The sequence below is a fragment of the Cobetia sp. MB87 genome (genome assembly GCF_011319755.1).
Taxonomy (GTDB): domain Bacteria; phylum Pseudomonadota; class Gammaproteobacteria; order Pseudomonadales; family Halomonadaceae; genus Cobetia.
Window position 1 is genome coordinate 138,344 of the sequence record NZ_VFBC01000007.1, and the last position, 22,414, is coordinate 160,757.

The following is a 22,414-nucleotide window of genomic DNA, read 5'->3' on the forward strand; positions in this document are numbered from 1 at the left end:
TGATGACCTCTAGTCTCAAGAAGCTGATTCGTCCGTTGAGCGTGCTGAGCCTGTCCGCCCTGATGGCGCTGAGCCCGCTGGCCATGGCCGCCCCGCAGGAGCCGGACGTGCTGCTGCGCGACACGGTCGAGGGCCTGACCACCAAGATCGATAGCCGCGAGAGCTACTACAAGGACAATGTCGACGAGCTGGAAACCCTGGTGGATTCCGCGCTGAAGCCGGTGGTGGATTATCGCTACATCGCCGCCAGCGTGATGGGCAAGTACTTCAAGGGCGCCTCTCCTGAGCAGCGCACCGAATTCTCCAAGGTCTTCCATGACACCCTGATCGGCACCTACGCCAAGGGTCTGGTGAGCTTCGATTATGCCAGGCTGGACGTGAAGGACAGCGAAGGCGAGCGTCGCTATGAAGACCAGGATACCGTCTACATGGACGTGGTCGATACCAAGGGCAAGGTCTACCCGGTGGCCTATTCCATGCGTCTGCGCAACGACGAATGGAAGGTGGTCAACGTGATCGTCAATGGCGTCAACCTGGGCCTGACCTTCCGCAACCAGTTCGATCAGGCCATGCGTGACAACGGCCGCGACATCGACGCCGTCATCAAGGGCTGGCAGCCGGATGTCGACCTCGAGAAGGGTGAGGGGGATCAGGGCAACAGCTGAGCCCTGTCGTCGCCATGACCATGAAAACTCTCTTCGATCGCGAGGGCGTCACGCTGCAAGCCGGTGACGCGCGGCTGAGCCTGAGTGGCCAGCCGGATTTCGACAATGCCGCAGAGCTGGCGGATTCCGGCAGGAAATGGCTGGGGCGCCGCGAGGATGGGGTTTCCATCGATCTGTGCGGCGTGGATAGCGCCAGTACCGCCACCCTGAGCGTGCTTCTCGAGTGGCAGCGCCATCTGGCGGAGCATGGTGGGCATGTCGCTCACCTCGCGCTGTCTCCCGCCTTGAGCCGACTGGCGGCAGTTTCCGGACTGGAAAACCTGCTGCCGGGGCTGAATGTCGCTGAGATCAGCGCAGAGCCCCCGCTGTCACTCGAGACGTCCTGAGCCAGCGGCGGCCTGACCACCTGTCAGGCCGCACCGCTCTGCTGGTCGCTCGAGGCTTGTCCGTATCGCCATTCATGCGCGCGGCAACGTGGAGGCAGCGATTGACTGCCAATCGCGTTCCCGCGCGCTTTTGATTACCATGTGCGGTCATATCGCATCGATCGTCGCGCAAGGATCCCCTGCCACGATCCCGACATGTACCGCGAAGGAGTCATCGCCCGTCATGCAACCGAATGATGTCAAGGCCCTGCTCGAGGCTCGTATCGAGAACGTCGATTTTCATATCCAGGGTGAGGGCTGCAATTTCCAGGTCGTCGCCGTGGGAGATGTCTTTGCCGAGCTGAGCCGCGTCAAGGCCCAGCAGCTGGTCTACTCCGCACTCAATGACGAGATCCGCTCTGGCGCGCTGCATGCCATCAGCATTCGTACCTATACCCCGGCGCAGTTCGAAGCTGCCGCCGGCAACGCTCAGGGTTGACCGGAACATTTCATGGATAAGCTGATCATCACTGGCAACGGGCCGGTCAACGGGGAAGTCTGGGCCAGCGGCGCCAAGAATTCGGCACTGCCCATTCTGGCAGCCACGCTGCTGTCGGAAGGTCCCGTGACCATCAGCAACCTGCCGCATCTGCAGGACATCACGACCAGTCTCGAGCTGCTCGGACGCATGGGCGTCGAGCCGGTGATGGGCGACAACATGACCGTGCAGCTGGATGGCTCCAAGGTCGAGCATTGTCACGCGCCCTATGATCTGGTCAAGAAGATGCGTGCCTCGATTCTGGTGCTTGGCCCGCTGCTGGCGCACTTCGGTAGCGCCGAAGTCTCGCTGCCGGGCGGCTGCGCCATCGGCTCGCGTCCGGTGGATCTGCACATCCGTGGCCTGGAGGCGATGGGTGCCGAGATCACGGTCGAGAATGGCTACATCCGCGCCAAGGCGCCGGGTGGCCGCTTGAAGGGCGCGCGCATCGTCTTTGATGTCGTGACCGTCACCGGTACCGAGAACCTGCTGATGGCCGCGACCCTGGCCGATGGCCGCACCGTGCTGGAGAACGCCGCGCGTGAGCCGGAAGTCGTCGATCTGGCCGAGTGCCTGATCGCGATGGGCGCGAAGATCACAGGCCAGGGCTCCGACACCATCGTCATCGACGGTGTCGAGAAGTTGCACGGCTGTGAATACTCCGTCATGCCGGACCGCATCGAGACCGGTACCTTCCTTGTCGCCGCGGCTGCCTCGCGCGGCAAGGTGCGTGTCACGCGTACGCGTGCCGACACCCTGGACGCCGTACTGGCCAAGCTGGAAGAAGCCGGTGCCACCATCACCACCGGTGATGACTGGATCGAGCTTGACATGCACGGCAAGCGCCCGAAGGCAGTCAATATCCGCACAGCGCCGTACCCGGCATTCCCCACCGACATGCAGGCCCAGTTCGTGGCGATGAATGCGGTCGCGGAAGGCACCAGCACCGTGATCGAGACCATCTTCGAGAACCGCTTCATGCACGTGCAGGAGCTCAACCGCATGGGCGCCCACATCGCACTCGAGGGCAACACCGCAGTCGTGACCGGCACCGAACGCCTGTCCGGCGCGCCGGTGATGGCGACGGACCTGCGCGCCTCCGCCTCGCTGGTGATCGCGGCGATCGTCGCCGACGGCGAGACCATGGTCGACCGCATCTATCACATCGACCGCGGTTACGAGTGCATCGAAGAGAAGCTCTCCGGGCTGAACGTGATCATCCGTCGCTCCGCCGGCTGATCAGTGCCCCACCTCGCGCTGTCGGCCTTGATTGACCGGCAGCGCGTGCCGAATTCCTACGTACAAGCACGGGCGAATACCCCATGAGCAAGCAACTGGTCGTCGCCCTCTCCAAGGGGCGTATCCTCAAGGAAACCCTGCCGCTGCTGGCTGACGCCGGCATCGAGCCGCTGGAAGATCTCGACAAGAGCCGCAAGCTGCTCTTCGATACCAATCTGCCGGACGTCAAGCTGGTCATCATTCGTGCCACCGACGTGCCGACCTACGTGCAGCTGGGTGCCGCCGATCTCGGCATCGCCGGCAAGGACGTGCTGCTCGAGCACGGTGCCGAAGGTCTGTACGAGCCGCTGGACCTGGAAATCGCCAAGTGCCGCCTGATGACCGCCGGTGTCGTTGGCCAGCAGCAGCAGGGTGCTCGCCGCCGTGTCGCGACCAAGTTCGTCGATGTCGCGCGTCGCTATTACGCCGAGCAGGGTATCCAGGCCGAAGTCATCAAGCTCTATGGCGCGATGGAGCTGGCCCCGTTGATGAACTTGGCCGACGAGATCGTCGATATCGTCGACACTGGCAATACCCTGCGCGCCAACGGCATGGAGCCGCGCGAGCTGATCACCGACATCAGCACGCGTCTGGTGGTCAACAAGGCCGCCATGACCATGAAGCACGATCGCCTCAAGCCGCTGATCGATCGCCTGCGTCAGGCCGTGGAAGCCCGCCGCGAGGCGTGATGGCCGCGTGCTGTTGGCATCGACCCGATGGATACCCAAGGTCGCATAGATGACCGTGGCAGACGATGACTCTCGAAACGCCAGCTGCCGCCCCTGCTCGTCATGATGCTCATCAAGATGTTCATCACGATGCTTATCAAGATGATGCGGGCAGGCGCTGGACAGTGCCCGTCCGGTTCAGCCTTCTCTGCCAAGCAATGAGAAAAGAGGTTCGCATGGATACCTTGATCAACCGGCTTGATAGCCGTGATACCGATTTTACTGCCCGCCTGGACCGCTTGCTGTCATGGGAGGGCGTGTCCGATGCCGAGGTTCAGCATCGTGTCACCGACATCCTCGCGCGCGTCAAGCAGGAAGGCGATGCGGCGCTGGTGGAGTTCTCCAATCGCTTCGACCGCCTGAATGTCTCGAGCATGGCTGAGCTGGTCATCGGTGCCGAGCGTCTGGCCCGTGCCTATGCCGACCTGCCGGCGGATCAGCGCGAGGCGCTGGCTGTGGCTGCCGAGCGTGTGCGTGTCTATCACGAGCATCAGAAGCCGGAAAGCTGGTCCTTCAAGGACGAGCACGGCAGCCTGCTGGGCCAGAAGGTCACACCGCTGGACCGCGCCGGGATCTACGTGCCGGGCGGCAAGGCGGCCTATCCGTCTTCCGTGCTGATGAACGCGATTCCGGCGCATGTCGCGGGCGTGCGCGAGATCATCATGGTCGTGCCGACGCCGGACGGCGTGGTCAATGAGCTGGTGCTGGCCGCGGCGCACCTGGCGGGTATCGATCGTGTCTTCACCATCGGCGGCGCCCAGGCCGTGGCGGCGCTGGCCTATGGCACCGAGACCGTGCCGCGGGTCGACAAGATCGTCGGTCCCGGCAACATCTACGTGGCGACTGCCAAACGTGCGGTGTTCGGTCAGGTCGGTATCGACATGATCGCCGGGCCGTCCGAGATTCTGGTGGTCAGCGATGGCGTGACCGATTCGGACTGGCTGGCGATGGACCTGTTCTCCCAGGCCGAGCATGACGAGGATGCCCAGGCGATCCTCATTGGCTGGGATGATGATCACCTCGCTGCCGTCGAGGCCTCCATCGAGCGCCTGGCACCGACCATGGAGCGTGCCGAGATCATTCTGACCTCGTTGCGTGAGCGTGGTGCCCTGATCCGCGTCAGCGGGCCGGAACAGGCGCTTGAGTTGACCAACCGCATCGCGCCGGAGCATCTGGAGCTTTCGGTGGCGAATCCCGAGGAGTGGGTCGAGGGCGTGCGTCACGCCGGCGCCATCTTCATGGGCTCGCACACCTCCGAGGCGCTGGGCGATTACTGCGCCGGCCCGAACCACGTGCTGCCGACCTCCGGCACCGCGCGTTTCTCCTCGCCGCTGGGCGTCTATGATTTCCAGAAGCGCTCCTCGCTGATCCAGTGCTCGCCAGAGGGTGCGTCAGTGCTTGGGCGTACTGCCTCGGTGCTGGCACGTGGCGAGTCGCTGACGGCGCATGCGCGCAGTGCCGAGAATCGCATTCTCGACTGAGCCTGAGACTGGGACTGAGACTGAATCTGAGCCTTGTCTGGTCAGTAAGAAAAGCCCCGCGACGGATACCGTCGCGGGGCTTTTTGTCATCATGAGTGGGTGCTCTGCTCAAGGCGCCGCACCGAGGCTTCGCCTCAGCCCTTGTCCTGCACGGATGGCTCGACGGCCGCCGGCGTGTTCTCGGGAATCGGGCGCTCGCCGACCTTGACGTCGATGTCCAGCGTCTTGCCGTCACGCAGTAGGCGCAATTCCAGCGCATTGCCGGGTTTGACGGCGGCGATGTCGGCCATGGCCAGGCGAGCATCCAGCAGGCGCTTGCCGCCGATGGCGGTCAGGATATCGCCAGGGCGCAGGCCGGCACGCGCGGCAGGGCCATCACGCAGTACGGCGGCCACCACCACACCTTGCGGAGCGCTCAGGCCGAAGGAGTGCGCCAGCGACGGCGTCAGCTCCTGGACTTCCAGACCCAGCCAGCCACGAATCACGCGACCGTGGTCGACCAGCGCTTCGAGGATGTCACGTGCCAGGTTGGCGGGGATGGCGAAGCCGATGCCCTGCGAGCCGCCAGAGCGCGAATAGATGGCGGTATTGATGCCGACCAGCGAGCCGTCGGTATTGATCAGCGCGCCGCCGGAATTGCCAGGGTTGATCGCGGCATCGGTCTGGATGAAGTCTTCATAGGCGTTCAGACCAAGGTGATTGCGTCCGGTGGCCGAGATGATGCCCATGGTGACCGTCTGGCCGACTCCGAAGGGATTGCCTATCGCCAGCGAGACATCGCCGACGTGGACCTGGGTGGAATCGGCAATCGCCACGGTGGGCAGGTTGTCGAGGTCGATCTTGAGCGCCGCGAGGTCGGATTCCGGGTCCACGCCCACGACCTTGGCGAACGTCTCGCGGCCATCGCGCAGGGCGACCTGAATCTGGTCGGCGCCCTGGATGACGTGGTTGTTGGTCAGGATATAGCCGTCACTGGAGAGAATGACGCCGGAGCCCAGGCTCGACAGCATGCGCTGGCTGCGCAGGGCGTCTTCCCCGTAGAACTGGTTGAAGAAGGGGTCGGACATCAGCGGATGCTTGCTGTCGTCCTTGATCTCGCGCGAGGAGTAGATGTTGACCACCGCAGGCGCGGCGGCGTCCACCGCGGCCTGATAGCTGGCCGGGCCGCTGTTGCGCTGCAGCGGCGGTGCTTCGCGCAGTACCGGGTCTGCCGACTCTTCGCGCTGCGCCGCTGACAGCGTCAGGCTCGGAGGCGGCAGCACCTGCTGATTGGCGGCAGAGTTCTGTGACGGGCTCGGGTAGGGGGCATTGCCTGCCTGCTCGTTCTGCTGTGGGGCGGGCTCGCCCAGGCCCAGCGTCGGAAAGCGATCCAGCACGACGACGGCCAGCAGGACGCCGGTGACGACGGGCCACAGTAGCGGGAGCAGTGTGCTGCGAAGAGAACGGGGCATCGGATTACCTGATAAAAAGTCCGCGCACCGACGCGATGCTGCGGACATGAAGATGAATAGCCTGAAACTCCACGTGCCAACGCGCAGGGATGGCCCCGGTCTAGGCGCGACACGCTTACATGGCGCCGATGCGCCGTTACAATGCTCGCCAGTGTAACACTCGATGACTCTGACTGCTGGAGGCCCAATGGCTGATCGTGACACGCTGATGAAGGCGCTGGATGGCTGTCTGGAGGCGCAGGCCTTCAAGGACTATACCGTCAATGGCTTGCAGGTGGAGGGGCGCAGTGAGGTGCGCCGCGTGATGACCGGCGTGACGGCCAGTCAGGCGCTGCTCGATGAGGCGCTCGCCTGGCAGGCCGATCTGGTGCTGGTGCATCACGGCTACTTCTGGAAGAACGAACCGGCCCAGATCACCGGCATGAAGCGTCGGCGCCTCAAGACCTTGCTGGCCAATGACATCAATCTGGCGGCCTATCACCTGCCGTTGGATGCGCACCCGACACTTGGCAACAATGCCCAGCTGGCCGAGCGTCTGGGGCTGGTCAGTGAAGGCTGTCTGGATGGCGTGCCCGGGCGTGGCCTGGTGCATGTCGGGCGTCTGGCCGCTGAGGTGGAAGGGCTGGACAGCCCCGCGCTGGGGGCCGAGTTCAGTCGGCGTCTGGGGCGTGAAGTGCTGGTCGTGGCCGGTCATGATCGCCCCATCAAGCGCATTGCCTGGTGCACCGGCGGCGCTCAGGACTATATCGGACTGGCCATCGAGGCCGGTGTCGATGCCTTCCTCTCGGGCGAGATCTCCGAGCGCACCACCCATAGCGCCCGCGAAGAGGGAGTGACCTACTTCGCGGCGGGCCATCATGCGACCGAGCGTGACGGTGTGCGGGCCCTCGGCGAGTGGCTGGCCGCCGAGCATGGTGTGGAGCACCGCTTCGTGGATATCGACAACCCGGCGTGACATCTGATGCCGGAAACGACAACGGCCACCTCGCGAGGTGGCCGTTGTCGTTGTCAGATGCCGTGAGAGGTTCACGACAGCAGGGCGATCAGATGCGCGGCGGGTTGGTCGCCGGAGTCTCGCCTTCACTCGGTTGCGGCTTGAGGCCGAAGTCCTCTGACAGGGTGCCACGGTTATCGGCGTAATCACGCGGCAGGTCGACCTTGTCGGTCTCGCTGTCGTCCGGCGTGGTGTCGGTGTCCAGCAGGCGGCGCTTGAGCTGGCTGTCATCGCACAGTGCGGTGGCGCCAGTGGCCAGATGCTGGCGCAGCTCATTGCCGGCGCGCTGGATCTGGTCGGTCAGGTCGCTGGCCTTGGAGAAGTGGTCGTTGAGGGCATCGCGGAACTGGGTCAGCTCCAGCTCGCGCTCAGCCAGCTTCTGGCGGGTCTTCTGGTTGCGGGCCACGTTGGCATTCAGCAGGTGGTAGCACAAGGCGCCGATACCGATGCCAGCCAGAAAACAGGCAATGGCCAGGATCCAGTCAATGTTGCTCTCGTTCACGTCGCTCTCCTTGTGTCACGACTGCGGTGATCGTCACCGCTTGGGCATGGTAGCGCTGAGATACGATGCCGGTATTCAATGATGTTCCATCACGCCGATCTCGGGATCGGTCTGGTGTCCAGCAGGTCAGCGCCGCTTGCCGCTGTCCTTCTTGCGTCAGTCTTGCGTGTCTCTTTCTTTGCTCTGTCTTTCGTGGTCCGGTCCTTCGTGACCCGGTCTTTCGTGCCGCTTGCGTTTCAAAAGCGTCCACGCGCCATTATATCGGTGTGGTGCAGCGATGCGTCAATTCACACGGCGCGCGACCTTGGTCGCCTGTCGACGCAGTCGGCGACGTGTGGGCGGATGCCAGCTCACACCTTGCGCGTGATGCGCGCGGCGAAAGTCACCTCGCGCAGCCGATTGCTGGCCGGTGAGTGGGTAAAGTGGCCATCAAGGCGTATAATGCCGCGCAATTTCGTCCTTGCCTGCCCGCCGTGTCGGGTCAGGCGTGATCTTGTTCCTTTCATGTCAGGCGTGCGCCTGTGCGTAGCGCCTGACCTGCAGCGGGTTTCTCAATGCCAGCACCGACGCCTCTCGAGAAGTACCAGGCAGACCTCAAGCGTGATGACTTTGCCTACGATGCCGCCCAGGAAGATGCGGTTCGCCATCTGCAGCGTCTCTACGACGACCTCGTGCGCACGCCGCGTCAGACGCCCGACAAGGTGTCCGACGCGACGGGTGGCGGCGGGTTGGGCTCCAAGGTGCGTCGTCTGTTCGGCAAGCCGTCACGCACGGCGCCTGTCGATGAAGCGCCCGAGATCATGGGCCTCTACTTCTGGGGTGGCGTGGGGCGCGGCAAGACCTATCTCGTCGATACCTTCTACGAGAGCCTGCCGTTTGCCGACAAGATGCGCACGCACTTCCACCGTTTCATGCAGCGTGTCCACAATGAACTCGGCCATTACAAGGGCGAGAAGAACCCGCTGACTCTGGTGGCGGCCAAGTTCGCGGTCGAGGCGCGCGTGATCTGTTTTGACGAATTCTTCGTCAAGGACATCACCGATGCGATGATTCTCGCCACCCTGTTCGAAGAGCTGTTCAAGCAGGGCGTGGTGCTGGTCGCGACCTCCAATATCGTGCCGGATGATCTCTACAAGGACGGCCTGCAGCGGGCGCGCTTCCTGCCGGCGATCGACCTGGTCAAGCGTCACTGCACGGTGGTCAACGTCGATTCCGGCATCGACTACCGCCTGCGCGCGCTGGAGCACGCCGAGCTATTCCATAGCCCGCTGGGCGACGACAGTGCCGCGCGACTGGCGCGGGAATTCCGCTCCATCGCCGGTGCCGAAGGCCATGCCGATGAAGGCTTGAGCATCAATCATCGCGTGCTGCATGCCCTGCGTCGCCATGAAGACGTGGTGTGGTTCCACTTCGATGAGCTGTGTGATGGCCCGCGTAGCCAGAATGACTACATTGAGCTTGCGCGTGAATTCCATACCGTGCTGGTGTCCGAGGTGCCGCAGATGGGGCGCGACAGTGACGACCAGGTGCGTCGTTTCATCAACATGGTCGATGAGTTCTATGACCGTGGCGTCAAGCTGCTGATGAGCGCCGCGACGCCCGTCGAGGACCTCTATACCGGCGGCAATCTGGATTTCGAATTCCAGCGCACGCTGTCACGTCTGCAGGAAATGCAATCGCGTGAGTATCTCGCGCTGCCGCACAAGCCCTGAGTCCTGCTGCGAGGGTAAAATAGCCTTTGTGGTAGGCGGGCATGACATGTACAATGCGCGCTCGCTCGAACTGTTGACCGGTTCTCGAGCCATCCTGAGTCATTCACTCCTGATGGGCGAGGGCAGTCTGGAGATGAGAGGACAGTGACTGCGCAAGCAGCACGCCGCTCGCTGCCAGGCGTCGGACAACCAAGAAAAATAGGGATTGGTCGCGCACACAAGTGCAAGACCCGACTATAGGTGATTCATCCATGAAGACGTTTACTGCTAAGCCGCAGTCCGTCCAGCGTGACTGGTTCGTCGTCGACGCAGCCGGCAAGACGCTGGGCCGTATGGCTACCGAAATTGCTCGTCGCCTGCGCGGCAAGCATAAAGCCGAGTACACTCCGCACGTTGATACTGGCGATTACATCGTCGTCATCAATGCCGAGAAAGTCGCTGTGACTGGTCGCAAGGCAGAAGCCAAGACCTACTACCGTCACACCGGTTACCCGGGCGGCCTGCGCTCCATGAACTTCAACCAGATGATCGAGCACAAGCCTGAGCGCGTGATCGAACTGGCTGTCAAGGGCATGCTGCCGAAGGGCCCGCTGGGTCGTGCCATGCAGTCCAAGCTGAAAGTCTATGCTGGCTCCGAGCATCCGCACGCTGCGCAGCAGCCGCAAGAACTGAACATCTGAGGGAAGCATCGCCATGACACAGCAGCACTACGGTACCGGGCGCCGCAAGACTTCTACCGCGCGCGTCTTCCTGAAGCCGGGCACCGGCAAAATCACCGTCAACCAGCGTGACCTGAACGACTACTTCGGTCGTGTGACAGGCCGCATGGTTGTCCGTCAGCCGCTCGAGCTGACCGAAACTACCGAACAGTTCGACGTCTACGTCACTGTTGCTGGTGGTGGTGGTTCTGCTCAAGCCGGCGCTATCCGTCACGGCATCACTCGTGCCCTGATGGCTTACAACGAAGACTTCCGTCCGGCCCTCCGCGCCGCCGGTTACGTCACTCGTGACGCTCGTGAAGTCGAGCGTAAGAAAGTCGGCCTGCGCAAGGCCCGTCGTCGTCCGCAGTTCTCCAAGCGTTAAGAGAACTCGCGTCGACCACAAGAACGTCCAGTGCCCGCAAGGGTGCTGGACGTTTTTTTTGCGGTCTCGCTGCACGATTGACGAAAGCGGCTTTGGTCAAGGTGGCTTTCTTGAGTTGTGAGTGACCTGTTCTTGCCCTTTAATACAAGCAAGCATCAAGTGCTCAGCAAGTGGATGGCCCAGCATCAGGCGGTAGTGTTTGGGAGATAACAATAAAATGTCAGATCAAGCTGTGAATCGAGGACGACGCCGCTTCCTCGTCAGCGCAACCACCGTGGTCGGGGCGGTAGGGGTGGTCGGTATCGCAACGCCCTTCCTGGCATCCTGGCAGCCAAGTGCGCGTGCCCGTGCGGCAGGCGCGCCTGTCACGGCGGATATCTCGCGGCTGGCACCCGGCCAGCAGATGACCATCGAATGGCGCGGCAAGCCGGTGTGGGTGGTGCGTCGCACTCCCGAGATGATCGCCGATATCCGCGCCATTCCCCCCGCAGAGCTGCAGGACCCCGAGTCACTGCGTCCCCAGCAGCCCCCCTATGTCGATGCCGTGCTGCGTTCCATCAAGCCGGAATATGTGGTGTTGGTGGGTATCTGCACGCACCTGGGCTGCTCGCCTGGCTATCGTCCCGAGATCGGCGCGGCGGATCTCGGCGCGGACTGGCCGGGCGGCTATCTATGTGCCTGCCATGGGTCCAAGTTCGATCTCGCCGGGCGAGTCTTCACCGGAGTGCCGGCGCCTTCGAATCTGGAGGTGCCGCCGCATCGTTACGAGAGTGAGCAGGTGCTGGTGGTGGGTGTCGACGAGGAGGCAGCCTGATGGGGAATCCAAACCGTGCCAAGGCGCCGCGCGGCATCATGCGCTGGATCGATGATCGTCTGCCGGCCACCCAGTTTCTGCAGGACCACCTGACCGGCTACTATGTGCCGAAGAACTTCAACTTCTTCTACTTCTTCGGCTCGCTGGCCTTGCTGGTGCTGGTCAATCAGATATTGACCGGCATCTGGCTGACGATGAGCTATACGCCGAGTGCCGAGGAGGCCTTTGCCTCCATCGAGTACATCATGCGCGATGTGGAGTACGGCTGGCTGATCCGCTACATGCATTCCACCGGTGCCTCGGCCTTCTTCGTGGTCATCTATCTGCACATGTTCCGTGGCCTGCTGTATGGCTCCTACCGCGCGCCTCGCGAGCTGGTATGGATCTTCGGCATGTGCATCTATCTGGCGCTGATGGCCGAGGCCTTCATGGGCTATCTGCTGCCCTGGGGGCAGATGTCCTACTGGGGCGCGCAGGTAATCATCTCGCTGTTCACGGCGATTCCGGTCATCGGGGCAGATCTGGCGCAGATGATTCGTGGCGACTACCTGGTCTCGGGCATTACCCTGAACCGCTTCTTTGCGTTGCATGTCATCGCCTTGCCGCTGGTGATCGTCGGGCTGGTGGTGCTGCATCTGGTGGCGCTGCACGAGGTGGGCTCAAACAATCCGGATGGCATCGAGATCAAGGACCGGAAGGATGAAGCGGGGCAGCCGCTGGATGGCATTCCGTTCCATCCCTATTACACGGTGAAGGACCTCGTCGGTGTCGGCGTCTTTCTGTTCGTGTTCTGTGCGGTGATCTTCTACTTCCCCGAAGGTGGCGGTTACTTCCTGGAGACGCCGAACTTCGAGCCGGCCAATTCGCTCAAGACGCCCGAGCACATCGCGCCGGTGTGGTACTTCACGCCGTTCTACGCCATGTTGCGGGCCGTGAACTATCCATTGTTCGGGGTCGATGCCAAGTTCTGGGGCGTGGTGGTGATGGGGTTGGCGATCGCCATCCTGTTCGTGTTGCCGTGGCTGGATCGCTCGGCGGTGCGCTCGATCCGCTACAAGGGCTGGCTGTCGCGTATCGCCATCGTCATCTTCGTGGTCAGTTTCGTGACGCTGGGCGTGCTGGGGGTGATGCCGCCCACGCAGGAGCGCACGATCATCGCGCAGCTGGCGACCGTGGCATATTTCGCCTTCTTCATACTGATGCCGCTGTATACGCGCTTCGAGACGACGCGAGCGGTGCCTGACAGGGTGACGGGCCGATGAGCGCGCTGATGGGTGGGTCAAGGGAGTGGCTCAAACGCGGGCTGGCAGCAGGGTTGCTGACCGCAGTGAGCCTGATGGGATCGGGCATGGTGAGCGCGGCGAGCAGTGCGGTGCCACTGGAGACGATGCAGCCGGATCTACACGATCAGCCCTCGTTGCAGCGAGGCATGCAGCTTTACACCAATTACTGTCTCGGCTGTCATAGCCTGCAGTACCAGCGTTACTCGCGTGCCGCAGAGGACCTGGGAATGCCCGAGGACCTGGTCGAGCAATATCTGATTCTCTCGCCAGCGCTCAAGATCAATGACACCATGCGCACGGGCATGCAGAAAGAAGACGCGGCCGGCTGGTTCGGCACGCCGCCACCGGATCTGTCGCTCGAGGCGCGTCTGCGCGGCACTGACTGGATCTACACCTATCTGAAGAGCTTCTATCGTGACGCGTCACGTCCATGGGGCGTGAACAATGCGGTCTTCCCTCAGGTCGGCATGCCGCATGTGCTGGAATCGCTGCAGGGCGTGCAGGAAAAGGTCTGTGGGCAGACTGATATGGCGGTAGCGGGGGCGGAGATCGATCCCGACACGGGGCGTTATGCGTCCTGTGATATTCTAGAGATCACTCAGCCTGGCAGCATGACGGCAGGGGAGTTTGATCAGGCGATGTGGGATCTGACCAATTTTCTGGCCTATGTCGGCGAGCCTTCGCGACTCAAGGCTGAGAGCATGGCCCCCAAGGTGTTAATATTCATTCTGATCTTTACCTTGCTGGCGTATCTTCTCAAGAAGGAATACTGGCGCGACATTCATTGATGGCCTCCGGGGCGGGGTCTCAGTGATAATGGCGAGCCGGCAGTGACGGGCGCGCGGCTGATCAGTCGCGCGCCCGCTTGCGTCGCCTTGAGGTGGCGCAGGCTGACCCTCTGGCAGGGCCCGTTGTGACAAGGGCAGGCCAGAGGAAACTTATCCCCGTTTGTCAGGCCAAAAGCTGACACGGGCATGTCTCGAACAGATGCGAGGACAGTTTCATGGGTGTTGTGGCCAAGCGTTCATCGATGACCTTCTACTCCGGTGGTGACGACCACTTCAGCCACCGTGTACGGATCGTGCTGGCCGAGAAGGGTGTGGCAGTCGATATCATTGATGTGGATGATGACAGCCGTCCGGCCGAACTGGCCGACCTGAACCCGTACAACAGTGTGCCGACGCTGCTGGATCGTGACCTGGTACTCTACGAGTCCAAGGTCATGATGGAATATCTGGACGAGCGTTTCCCGCATCCGCCGCTGTTGCCGGTGTATCCGGTGGCGCGCGCCCAGAGCCGTCTGTGGATGCATCGCATCGAGCGCGAATGGGTGCCGATGATGGAAACCATCCAGACCGGCACCAAGAAGGAAGCCGACAAGGCACGCAAGGAATTGCGTGAAAGCCTGATCGGCATTTCCCCGATCTTCGACGACATGCCGTTCTTCATGAGCGACGAGTTCTCGCTGGTGGATACCTGCATTGCCCCGATCCTGTGGCGCTTGCCGACACTGGGAATCGAGCTGCCGGAGAAGCAGGTCAAGCCGCTGCTGACCTACATGGAGCGGTTGTTCGGGCGTGATGCCTTCAAGGCGTCGCTGTCCGAGGCCGAGCGCGAGATGCGCATCTGATCCGTGCGTGATCCTTCGGTCACTGATCGATCGGTCACGCATTCGGGCTTTCGCCCTCGCTCATCAGTCTGAGGTCGATGGATGTGAGCGATGTGCGGGGCGTTGGCCCGTTGGCGGAATGGACTTCGGTCGTCGCTGACACTCATTGCAGTTCAAGAGGTTCTCCCATGCTTTCCAGTCGCCCTTATCTGGCACGCGCACTCTACGAGTGGCTGCTGGATAACGACAATACGCCGTACATCGTGGTGGACGCCGAGCAGGAAGGTGTCCAGGTGCCGCGTCAACACGTCCAGAACGGTCAGATCGTGCTCAATATCGCACCCGGTGCGGTGCGTGATCTGTTGATCGCCAATGAAGGGGTCAGCTTCAATGCCCGCTTCGGTGGTCAGCCGATGCACGTCAGCGTGCCGACGGCGGCCCTGGTCGCGCTGTATTCGCGTGAAAACGGTGTCGGTATGGTCTTCGGTCACGAGCCGGTGATGCCGGGTGCCGATGAGATGACATTCGGTGAAGCCGCGCCAGATGCCGAGCCGGCCGCCACAGCGCGCCCGACGCTGGCCAGTGTCGGCAGTGCGCCCGCCGAAGAAGAGGCGCCTGCCTCGGAATCGGTGGATGCGTCCGTCGAGCCAGGCGCAGGCGCTGATGCCGAAGTGGCCGGTGAAGAGTCGGCGTCGGACTCGGCCAGCGACGAGCAGGGGGCTGATGACAATGATCAGCCCAAGCCGCCGCGCAAGGGGCGTCCTTCGCTGCGCGTGATCAAGTAATCACGTCGGCAGGTGGGGGCGATGGATGAGGGTTGGCCATTGTCCACCTGATGTCGCTCCTGTCATGAAAAATGCCCCGCAGGCTTCGGCCTGCGGGGCATTTTTCATTCTGGATGCTGTTCATTCTGGATGCTGTTCATTCAGGGTGCCTTGCATGTCAGGCATGCAAGGCGCGCCGCCTCGATCAGTCGAGGTACTCGAAGACCTTGGCGATACGCTGGATGCCGCCGACTTCAGAGACCTTGCTGACGATCTGGTCGGCTTCGGCGCGGGTCACGATACCCATCAGGTAGACGCTGGCATTCTCGGTGAGTACCAGGATGCGGCCGGAGTCGATGTTGGCATCCGCCGCCAGCGTGGCCTTGACGCGCGTGGTCAGCCAGGTGTCCTGCACGCGCTGGCTGGCCGGGGCATTGGCGCTGATTTCCAGCGCGTTGTGCACCTGGCGCACGCGGCGCACATCCTTGGCGATGTCCGTGGCCTTCTGCTTCAGCTCGTCGCTGGCGACCTGGCCGGTCAGCAGCACCATGCCGTTGTAGGAATTCACGTTGACGTGGGCATCATTGAATCGGGCATCGGTCTTGCCGAGATTGACCTCGATCTTGGTCTCGATGCTCTCGTCTTCCACCTGGGCACCCAGGGTGCGATCGCCATAGTCTTCGTCGATCGGGCCGCTGTTGGTCAGGTCGGCGACGGTGGTGCAGCCGGCCAGCGTCAGGAAGCCGGCGGTGGCCATGAGGGAAAGCAGATTCTTGGGCGTCATGCCGTTTTCTCCTGGTGAATGCCGTGGGGCGCGCGGATTACTCGTTGCTGCCGAACAGCTGATGATCAATCAGGTCGCACAGGCAGTGGATGGCCAGCAGATGGACTTCCTGGATGCGTGCCGTAGAGGTGGCGGGAACACGAATCTCGCAGTCTTCGCTGCCCAGCAGTGACGCCATGTCGCCACCGTCGCGGCCGGTCAAGGCGACGACGCGCATGTCACGGTCGTGAGCCGCCTGGATGGCCTGCACCACGTTGGCGGAGTTGCCGCTGGTGGAGATGGCCAGCAGGATGTCGCCGGGCTGACCCAGGGCGCGGATCTGCTTGGAGAACACCTCGTTGTAGCTGTAGTCGTTGGCGATGGACGTCAGCGTGGAGGTGTCGGTGGTCAGCGCGATGGCCGGCAGGCTCGGGCGCTCGCGCTCGAAGCGGTTGAGCAGTTCGGAGGAGAAATGCTGGCTGTCGCCGGCGCTGCCGCCGTTGCCGCAGGCCAGGATCTTGCCGTCATTGACCAGGCTCTGGACCATCATCTGGCTGGCCGCTTCGATGAAGGGCGGCAGCACTTCGCTGGCGTAGGTCTTGGTGTCAATGCTGGCGTTGAAGTGGCCGAGAATACGCGATTGGAAATCCATGATGGCTCTTGGTCGTTGGCTTCAGAACGCTTCGAAGGCGTGGCGAATCCAGTGAATGGATCGAGGGGAGGTCCCCTCCACGCCTACCACGTCGAAGCGGCAGGAACATGATAGCCCGTGCTGGGCCAGATAAAAACGCGCGGCAGTGATCAGCCGGCGTTGCTTGGTATGGGTCACGCTTTCCAGCGCGCTGCCGAACCGGGAATTGGCCCGGTAGCGCACCTCGATGAAGACCAGGGTCTCGGCGTCAAACATGATCAGGTCGATCTCGCCGCCCTTGGCATGCTGGTTGCGCGTGACGGGTGTCAGGCCACGCGCTGCCAGCCATTGTTCTACCTCCGCCTCGATGACGGCGCCGCGCGCTCGGGCGCGACGCTGGGGAGGCGGGTGCGCCTTGCCAGAGGGCGAGTCGGCGCGTGTCATGTCAGGGCGTGTAGGCTTCGACGGTGCGGCTGTTGGCGCCTTTCAGTGGCGGACGCGGTACGCCACCTCTGAATTCAGCCCAGGGCAGCGTGCGCTCGATGCGTCCATCGTGGCGCGGGAAGAGGCTGCCGGTGGCGCCGAAGAGTTCGCCGCCCGCTCCGGCCAGCATCAGCGGTACGCGCTGGGCCAGACGATAGGCATCGACCCCCATGGCGTTGAGCTTGAGCATGCGCGGTGAAGCATCGGACAGGGCGCGATAGGTGTCGGCCTCCGGCAGGGATGCCTTGCCACCGGAAGAGGCCTCCGGCACTTCCCAGGGAATGTCCACGAAGTCGACGCCATTGAGGTCGCCGTCCTGATCGGGCTGCGGTGCGCCGTCATAGAGATGGGAGGTGCCGTAGATCGGCAGGTCGCCCGCGTAGTAGAAGTCCAGCATCGGCGGCACCTGGCGAGCATAGCTCGGTAGCGCCAAGAGGAAGATCATGTCGATGTTGCCGGAATGGGCACGGCCGTATCTGCTGCCGGATTTCTTGGCGGACTTCATGCGCGCCTGATCCTGGCTCGAGACCGACAGCAGGTCCTTGACGGCTGAGCTGACGGCACCCTTGGGGTTGTAGCGCTCGACGGAGACGATGTCGCCACCTTCCTGCTCGAAGCGGTCGCGGAAGGCACTGTAGACGCGTTGGCCCCAGGCATTGTTGGGCACCAGCGCGGCGGCGCCCCGATGGCCGTCGAGAGCAGCTCGCAGGGCGACCTGGCGGGCTTCGTCCTCGGCGGAAAGGCCGTACTGGAACAGGTTGTCGGCACGGTTGCTGTCATGGGTGCCGTAGTTGAGGGCCAGTGTCGGCAGCGGCAGGCTGTTCTGAGTCTCGAGCTGACTGACCAGCTTCTTGTCCAGCGGGCCGAGCACGACCTGAGCGCCATCCATGGTGGCACGGGCATACAGGGTCTTGAGGTCCGCGCTCGAGGTGTCATAGAAACTCAGCTGCGGCGTGGCCTCGGCATTGTCGATGGCGCTGCGATGGCGTGCCTCGATGCCTTCACGGATGGCCTGGGCTATCCGCTTGAGCGAACCGGACTCGGGCAGGAAGACGGCAATCTTGCGCACTTCCTGGCCGGAGAGCTCGCGCAGGTCGAGAATGCCCTGTGGCATCTGACGCGCGGCGGGATGCTGCGGATTGGCGTCCGACCAGTCGTTGATGGCGGAGAACATCTGATCGATGTTGCCGCCGAAGCGACGCTGCAGGCGCAGCAGGTCCGTCCAGCCGCTGGCGGTCGGGCTGGCGCTGGCCAGCTCATTGAGCTGACTGGGAGACAGGCGAGTGAGCTGCTCCCACAGGGTGTCGTTGATGCTCAGGTCATCGCTGTCAGCCTGCAGGGCGATCAGGGTCTGAGCGCTGGCCAGAGGCTCACCGACCATGCCGAGTGCCAGCCCGCGACGCTTGCGCAGCGTGCGTTGGTCATCGCTGGATATCGGGATGTCGTCCTCGAGCACGGAGGTCGCCAGGATCGTGTTCCAGCCGTCCTGCTGTTCAAGGGCGATGCGCGACAGCAGCAGGGCCCATTGCACGCGTTCCTGCGGCTCGAGGCTTGCCGGATCGATGTCGGATGCGATGGTGATCGCCTGCGCGTTGTCGCCGCTGCGTGCTAGGATGTCCGCAGCTTGCAGGCGCGTACTGGCCGCTTGCTGACCCTGTTGCTGCTCGGCCTGAGCGAGCAGGGCATCGGCACCGGGGCCGCTGGAAAGCGGAGACTGTCCGGCACACCCTGCCAGCAGCAGGGCGGAGGCGGCAAGGCCTGCCAGCGTGCGCAGGCCGGAACGTGAACGGCGCGCGGCCTCCTGCCGGATGGCTGACGAAGTGCCCAGCGTGTTGGCTGATGCACGATTCCATGTCTGGCGCATGTACGACGGTCCCTTGGCTGATGGGCGATGTGGTCAGGACTGCATCGCCGCCTACTGTGATGAAGGGTGAAAGGCATCATGGCACTCGGTCGATCAGGGCCACGCATGCAGCGTCCTTCGGATGAAATGTCCCAAGGCAATCTGCCTGTGTCTGACGACCATTTCTACCATTGAGTTCAACGAGTCGAAGCATTGAATGTCCGAGTCTTCTGAAGGCGTATTGTACGTGGTCGCCACGCCGATTGGTAACCTCGATGATCTCAGTCCCCGCGCCGCGCGGGTGCTGGGAGAAGTGGACCTTATCGCAGCCGAGGATACCCGCCACAGCGGGCGGTTGCTGCGTCACCTGGGCCTGGAAGTGCCCATGATGTCCCTGCACGATCACAACGAACGTGGCCGTGTCGATCAGCTGTGTCAGGCACTGGAGGCAGGCCGACGCGTCGCGCTGGTCTCCGATGCCGGCACGCCGCTGATCTCCGATCCCGGTTTCATTGTCGTGCGCGCCCTGCGCGAGCGTGGCTTCAAGGTAGTACCGTTGCCGGGGCCGTGTGCGTTGATCACCGCCCTCAGCGCGGCGGGTCTGCCGACAGATCGCTTCACCTTCGAAGGCTTTCTGGCCCACAAGGGTGGCCCGCGTCAGGCGCGCCTTGCTGCGCTGCGCGACGATAGTGCCACCCACGTGCTGTACGAGTCTCCGCACCGCATCCAGGCGCTGCTGGGCGATATTCGCGAGGTGCTGGGCGAGCGCCGGGTCGTGCTGGCCCGTGAGCTGACCAAGACCTTCGAGACATTCCTCGATGGTACGGCGGCTGAGCTGCTGGCGCAGATGGACGCCAACAGTGATCAGACCCGCGGCGAGTTCGTGGTCATGATCGAAGGGGCGCCGGCACGTGACGGTGACGAGGCGGCCAGTGTCGAAGGTGACGCCCTGTTGCAGGTGCTGTTCGAGGAGGGCGTCGGCGTCAAGCAGATGGCCGCCATCGCCACGCGTCTGGTGGGCGGGCGCAAGAAAGCCTGGTATGCCAAGGCGCAAGCCATGAAGGACGCAGCAGAGGAATAAGCAAACCTCTGTCACGCCAGACTTTTTTGCCGCTGCCATTGTTCGGCCTGCGTGGGCTTCGTCTTGTGAAAGGCCCATGACACTGGTAGTCTTGCGCGCTTGGGAGACGGCCAGACAGTCGCCGCCAGCGCAAGCTGGGGGAGGAAAGTCCGGGCTCCATAGGGCAAGGTGCCAGATAACGTCTGGGCGGCGCGAGCCGACGGCAAGTGCAGCAGAGAGAAGACCGCCTACGTCAGCTTCGGCTGGCCGGTAAGGGTGAAAGGGTGCGGTAAGAGCGCACCGCGCGGCTGGTAACAGTTCGCGGCGAGGTAAACCCCACCTGGAGCAAGACCAAATAGGCCCCCTATGCTGCTGCCCGCAGTGGGGGCGGGTTGGTTGCTTGAGCCCTGAAGTGATTCAGGGCCTAGATGAATGACTGTCCACGACAAGACCCGGCTTATCGGCCATCTCCCGCCTTATAACGTCAGTGTGCTGCCAACCTTCGCGACGCGAGCGATGACAGCACACCTTGAATTCGCATGACCGGCGCCGTCCGCTGCGTGTTTCGTGAATGACCATTGCAGTTGGATGGCAACGAACACGCTGCCGTGACAGGCGCCGGTTGTCGGTTATGGCACTTGAATTCGTGTTTCAGCCGCTTGCCTGCTGCACGCAGGCGCTGTTTACGCTCTTATGCTGTCGGTGTACTTTGCCACCGGCTCTCACTGCCCGCATCGCGTGCCAAGGTCCAGAGTTTCGTCATGTCCAAGCCCAGCGCCCCTTCCGTTACCGAGTCTGTCGATACCGAGTCCGTCGAAGTGGCTGATCGCTTCGCGCATGTCAGTGTCATGCTCGATGGCGCGGTCGATGGCCTGATTCAGGACGCGGCCGGCGTCTACTTCGACGGCACCTTCGGTCGCGGTGGCCATTCGCGTCTGATCCTGTCGCGTCTGGCGCCCGAGGGGCGTCTGATCGCCTGTGATCGTGACCCCCAGGCGCTGGCGGAAGCCGCGACCATCGATGATGGGCGCTTCAGTATCCATGCCGGTGAATTCGCGCGTCTTGGCGAGTATGCCGAGCGTGAGGGCGTGCAGGGTCAGCTGGATGGGATCCTGCTCGACATCGGCGTGTCATCCCCGCAGCTGGATGATGCCGAGCGTGGTTTCAGCTTCATGAATGATGGCCCGCTGGACATGCGCATGGACCCCACCAGCGGCGAGAGCGCCGCCGAGTGGTTGTCACGTGCCAGTGCCGAGGACATGGCCTGGGTCTTCAAGACCTATGGTGAGGAGCGTTATGCCAAGCGTCTGGCACGCGCCGTGGTGGAGCGTCGCGCCGAGCGACCCATCACGCGCACCGGCGACTTCGCCAGCCTGATCAAGGATGCCCATCCCAACTGGGAGAAGCACAAGCACCCGGCGACGCGTGTCTTCCAGGCGATCCGCATTCACATCAATGGTGAACTGGATGAGCTGACCCGCGCGTTGGATGCCGGTCTCGAGGCGCTCAAGCCCGGCGGTCGTCTGGTCGTGATCAGCTTCCACTCGCTGGAAGACCGCATCGTCAAGCGCTTCATGCGTGACAAGGCGCGGGGGGATCAGGCGCCGCGTGGCATGCCGATCCGTGAAGACCAGCTCAACAAGCGTCTCAAGCTGGTGGGCAAGGCGCAGAAGGCATCGCAAAGCGAAGTCGATGCCAATGTCCGTTCGCGCAGTGCCGTGATGCGCATTGCCGAAAAGCTCAAATAGCGTCAGTGCTCCCTCTGGGGACTCGTGCCTCTTTCTGCGCCTGCCTACCGGCAGGCGCGCGCGTGAGTGGACTGTGGGGAAAGGACGACACAAGTGTTGCCGTGCTGCAACTCTTAGCGGCTAACGCCACTTGCTGACATAATGCGCCGGGCGCTTGAAACAAGTGAGCGAACATCGCGCCTGCACGTTGGCAGTCTGCAAGGATATTCGTGGTGCGGGGCATCACGTTCAGAGTGATTAGGGAGTCGGCATGGCGGGACGGAGACAGGATGGCTGGACGGGTAACTGGCCGATCAAGGTGCAGATGCGTTGGCGTCACCTGTGTTTCGCGGTGCTGATGCTCAGTCTGCTTGGTTCTGCCGCTGCTGTCGTGATCAGCTCCCATCTCTCGCGCGGCCAATATGCCCAGCTGCAGAAGCTGGAAGCGGCGCGCGATGATGCGCGTGCACGCTGGGGGCGCCTGCTGCTGGAAGAGAGCGCCTGGTCGGCACCGGCGCGTATCGAAAGCATCAGCATCGAACGACTCGAGATGCGTGTGCCGGATGTCCACGATGTCGAGGTCATTCGCTGATGGCCACGCGTCGCCCGCCTTCGTCTCGTCCGCGCAAAGCCGCCGGCG

24 protein-coding genes and 1 other RNA gene are annotated in these 22,414 nt (G+C 62.9%); 19 read left to right on the forward strand and 6 right to left on the reverse strand.

Features of this window, described 5'->3' with window-relative positions:
* The first annotated feature begins 2 nt into the window (after window positions 1-2).
* From CDPAHKCJ_RS06665 to hisD, 6 genes are all read left to right on the forward strand, one after another.
* On the forward strand, window positions 3-665 hold the full coding sequence (locus CDPAHKCJ_RS06665) for an ABC transporter substrate-binding protein (protein WP_043332543.1): 663 nt from the start codon (window positions 3-5) through the stop codon (window positions 663-665).
* 14 nt (window positions 666-679) lie between these two features.
* Window positions 680-1,051: an STAS domain-containing protein gene (locus tag CDPAHKCJ_RS06670; RefSeq protein WP_166019174.1), complete on the forward strand. Its 372-nt coding sequence runs from the start codon at window positions 680-682 to the stop codon at window positions 1,049-1,051.
* A gap of 223 nt (window positions 1,052-1,274) precedes the next feature.
* Complete coding sequence (locus tag CDPAHKCJ_RS06675) at window positions 1,275-1,529, forward strand: BolA/IbaG family iron-sulfur metabolism protein (RefSeq protein ID WP_043332541.1); 255 nt, start codon at window positions 1,275-1,277, stop codon at window positions 1,527-1,529.
* Window positions 1,530-1,541: 12 nt separating this feature from the next.
* Window positions 1,542-2,807, forward strand: a complete 1,266-nt coding sequence (gene murA / locus CDPAHKCJ_RS06680) for a UDP-N-acetylglucosamine 1-carboxyvinyltransferase (protein WP_166019175.1) — start codon at window positions 1,542-1,544, stop codon at window positions 2,805-2,807.
* 83 nt (window positions 2,808-2,890) lie between these two features.
* Window positions 2,891-3,535 (forward strand): ATP phosphoribosyltransferase, encoded by a 645-nt coding sequence (gene hisG, locus CDPAHKCJ_RS06685; RefSeq protein WP_043332537.1) that lies wholly within the window; start codon window positions 2,891-2,893, stop codon window positions 3,533-3,535.
* A gap of 215 nt (window positions 3,536-3,750) precedes the next feature.
* A complete protein-coding gene (gene hisD / locus CDPAHKCJ_RS06690) occupies window positions 3,751-5,055 on the forward strand; it encodes a histidinol dehydrogenase (protein WP_166019176.1) in 1,305 nt (434 codons plus the stop codon).
* A gap of 134 nt (window positions 5,056-5,189) precedes the next feature.
* On the opposite strand, the gene CDPAHKCJ_RS06695 is transcribed toward hisD, so the two are convergent.
* On the reverse strand, window positions 5,190-6,506 hold the full coding sequence (locus CDPAHKCJ_RS06695; RefSeq protein WP_166019177.1) for a Do family serine endopeptidase: 1,317 nt from the start codon (window positions 6,504-6,506) through the stop codon (window positions 5,190-5,192).
* Between the two features lie 187 nt (window positions 6,507-6,693).
* Between CDPAHKCJ_RS06695 and CDPAHKCJ_RS06700 the strand changes: the two genes are divergently transcribed.
* Window positions 6,694-7,461, forward strand: a complete 768-nt coding sequence (locus CDPAHKCJ_RS06700; protein ID WP_166019178.1) for a Nif3-like dinuclear metal center hexameric protein — start codon at window positions 6,694-6,696, stop codon at window positions 7,459-7,461.
* Between the two features lie 88 nt (window positions 7,462-7,549).
* On the opposite strand, the gene CDPAHKCJ_RS06705 is transcribed toward CDPAHKCJ_RS06700, so the two are convergent.
* The gene (locus CDPAHKCJ_RS06705; protein ID WP_043332529.1) at window positions 7,550-8,002 is read right to left on the reverse strand and encodes a DUF1043 family protein; all 453 of its coding nucleotides are present in this window, start codon (window positions 8,000-8,002) and stop codon (window positions 7,550-7,552) included.
* Between the two features lie 554 nt (window positions 8,003-8,556).
* On the opposite strand from CDPAHKCJ_RS06705, the gene zapE reads away from it, so the two are divergent.
* From zapE to CDPAHKCJ_RS06745, 8 genes are all read left to right on the forward strand, one after another.
* Complete coding sequence (zapE, locus tag CDPAHKCJ_RS06710; protein ID WP_043332526.1) at window positions 8,557-9,714, forward strand: cell division protein ZapE; 1,158 nt, start codon at window positions 8,557-8,559, stop codon at window positions 9,712-9,714.
* Between the two features lie 251 nt (window positions 9,715-9,965).
* Window positions 9,966-10,394, forward strand: a complete 429-nt coding sequence (gene rplM, locus CDPAHKCJ_RS06715; protein WP_043332524.1) for a 50S ribosomal protein L13 — start codon at window positions 9,966-9,968, stop codon at window positions 10,392-10,394.
* Between the two features lie 13 nt (window positions 10,395-10,407).
* Entirely contained in the window at window positions 10,408-10,797 is a 390-nt protein-coding gene (gene rpsI / locus CDPAHKCJ_RS06720) for a 30S ribosomal protein S9 (protein WP_043332522.1), read from the forward strand.
* 217 nt (window positions 10,798-11,014) lie between these two features.
* Entirely contained in the window at window positions 11,015-11,611 is a 597-nt protein-coding gene (petA, locus tag CDPAHKCJ_RS06725) for a ubiquinol-cytochrome c reductase iron-sulfur subunit (RefSeq protein ID WP_043332520.1), read from the forward strand.
* Window positions 11,611-12,873, forward strand: a complete 1,263-nt coding sequence (locus CDPAHKCJ_RS06730) for a cytochrome bc complex cytochrome b subunit (RefSeq protein ID WP_166019179.1) — start codon at window positions 11,611-11,613, stop codon at window positions 12,871-12,873. The genes petA and CDPAHKCJ_RS06730 overlap by 1 nt, the downstream gene beginning before the upstream one ends.
* 74 nt (window positions 12,874-12,947) lie before the next feature.
* Window positions 12,948-13,682: a cytochrome c1 gene (locus CDPAHKCJ_RS06735; protein WP_205700830.1), complete on the forward strand. Its 735-nt coding sequence runs from the start codon at window positions 12,948-12,950 to the stop codon at window positions 13,680-13,682.
* 215 nt (window positions 13,683-13,897) lie between these two features.
* Entirely contained in the window at window positions 13,898-14,524 is a 627-nt protein-coding gene (gene sspA / locus CDPAHKCJ_RS06740) for a stringent starvation protein SspA (protein WP_043332516.1), read from the forward strand.
* A 167-nt stretch (window positions 14,525-14,691) separates the two neighbouring features.
* On the forward strand, window positions 14,692-15,288 hold the full coding sequence (locus CDPAHKCJ_RS06745) for a ClpXP protease specificity-enhancing factor (protein ID WP_166019180.1): 597 nt from the start codon (window positions 14,692-14,694) through the stop codon (window positions 15,286-15,288).
* A gap of 184 nt (window positions 15,289-15,472) precedes the next feature.
* Here CDPAHKCJ_RS06745 and CDPAHKCJ_RS06750 read toward each other — a convergent pair whose 3' ends face one another.
* From CDPAHKCJ_RS06750 to CDPAHKCJ_RS06765, 4 genes are read right to left on the reverse strand one after another with little or no spacing between them, the layout of a single operon-like run.
* Window positions 15,473-16,051 carry a BON domain-containing protein gene (locus CDPAHKCJ_RS06750; RefSeq protein ID WP_054555092.1) on the reverse strand — a complete coding sequence of 193 codons (579 nt, stop codon included), beginning with the start codon at window positions 16,049-16,051 and terminating at the stop codon, window positions 15,473-15,475.
* A 37-nt stretch (window positions 16,052-16,088) separates the two neighbouring features.
* Window positions 16,089-16,682 carry a phosphoheptose isomerase gene (locus tag CDPAHKCJ_RS06755; protein ID WP_043332512.1) on the reverse strand — a complete coding sequence of 198 codons (594 nt, stop codon included), beginning with the start codon at window positions 16,680-16,682 and terminating at the stop codon, window positions 16,089-16,091.
* A gap of 21 nt (window positions 16,683-16,703) precedes the next feature.
* Window positions 16,704-17,105: a YraN family protein gene (locus CDPAHKCJ_RS06760; protein ID WP_166019181.1), complete on the reverse strand. Its 402-nt coding sequence runs from the start codon at window positions 17,103-17,105 to the stop codon at window positions 16,704-16,706.
* A 1-nt stretch (window position 17,106) separates the two neighbouring features.
* Window positions 17,107-19,008, reverse strand: a complete 1,902-nt coding sequence (locus CDPAHKCJ_RS06765; RefSeq protein WP_166019182.1) for a penicillin-binding protein activator — start codon at window positions 19,006-19,008, stop codon at window positions 17,107-17,109.
* Between the two features lie 196 nt (window positions 19,009-19,204).
* On the opposite strand from CDPAHKCJ_RS06765, the gene rsmI reads away from it, so the two are divergent.
* The 4 genes from rsmI to ftsL all read left to right on the forward strand — a co-directional run bounded on the left by rsmI (window position 19,205) and on the right by ftsL (window position 22,366).
* Window positions 19,205-20,068 carry a 16S rRNA (cytidine(1402)-2'-O)-methyltransferase gene (gene rsmI / locus CDPAHKCJ_RS06770; RefSeq protein ID WP_166019183.1) on the forward strand — a complete coding sequence of 288 codons (864 nt, stop codon included), beginning with the start codon at window positions 19,205-19,207 and terminating at the stop codon, window positions 20,066-20,068.
* A 102-nt stretch (window positions 20,069-20,170) separates the two neighbouring features.
* Window positions 20,171-20,523, forward strand: an RNA gene (gene rnpB / locus CDPAHKCJ_RS06775) — RNase P RNA component class A.
* A gap of 285 nt (window positions 20,524-20,808) precedes the next feature.
* A complete protein-coding gene (rsmH, locus tag CDPAHKCJ_RS06780) occupies window positions 20,809-21,795 on the forward strand; it encodes a 16S rRNA (cytosine(1402)-N(4))-methyltransferase RsmH (RefSeq protein WP_166019184.1) in 987 nt (328 codons plus the stop codon).
* Window positions 21,796-22,045: 250 nt separating this feature from the next.
* Window positions 22,046-22,366: a cell division protein FtsL gene (gene ftsL / locus CDPAHKCJ_RS06785; protein ID WP_043332508.1), complete on the forward strand. Its 321-nt coding sequence runs from the start codon at window positions 22,046-22,048 to the stop codon at window positions 22,364-22,366.
* Window positions 22,367-22,414: the final 48 nt, after the last annotated feature.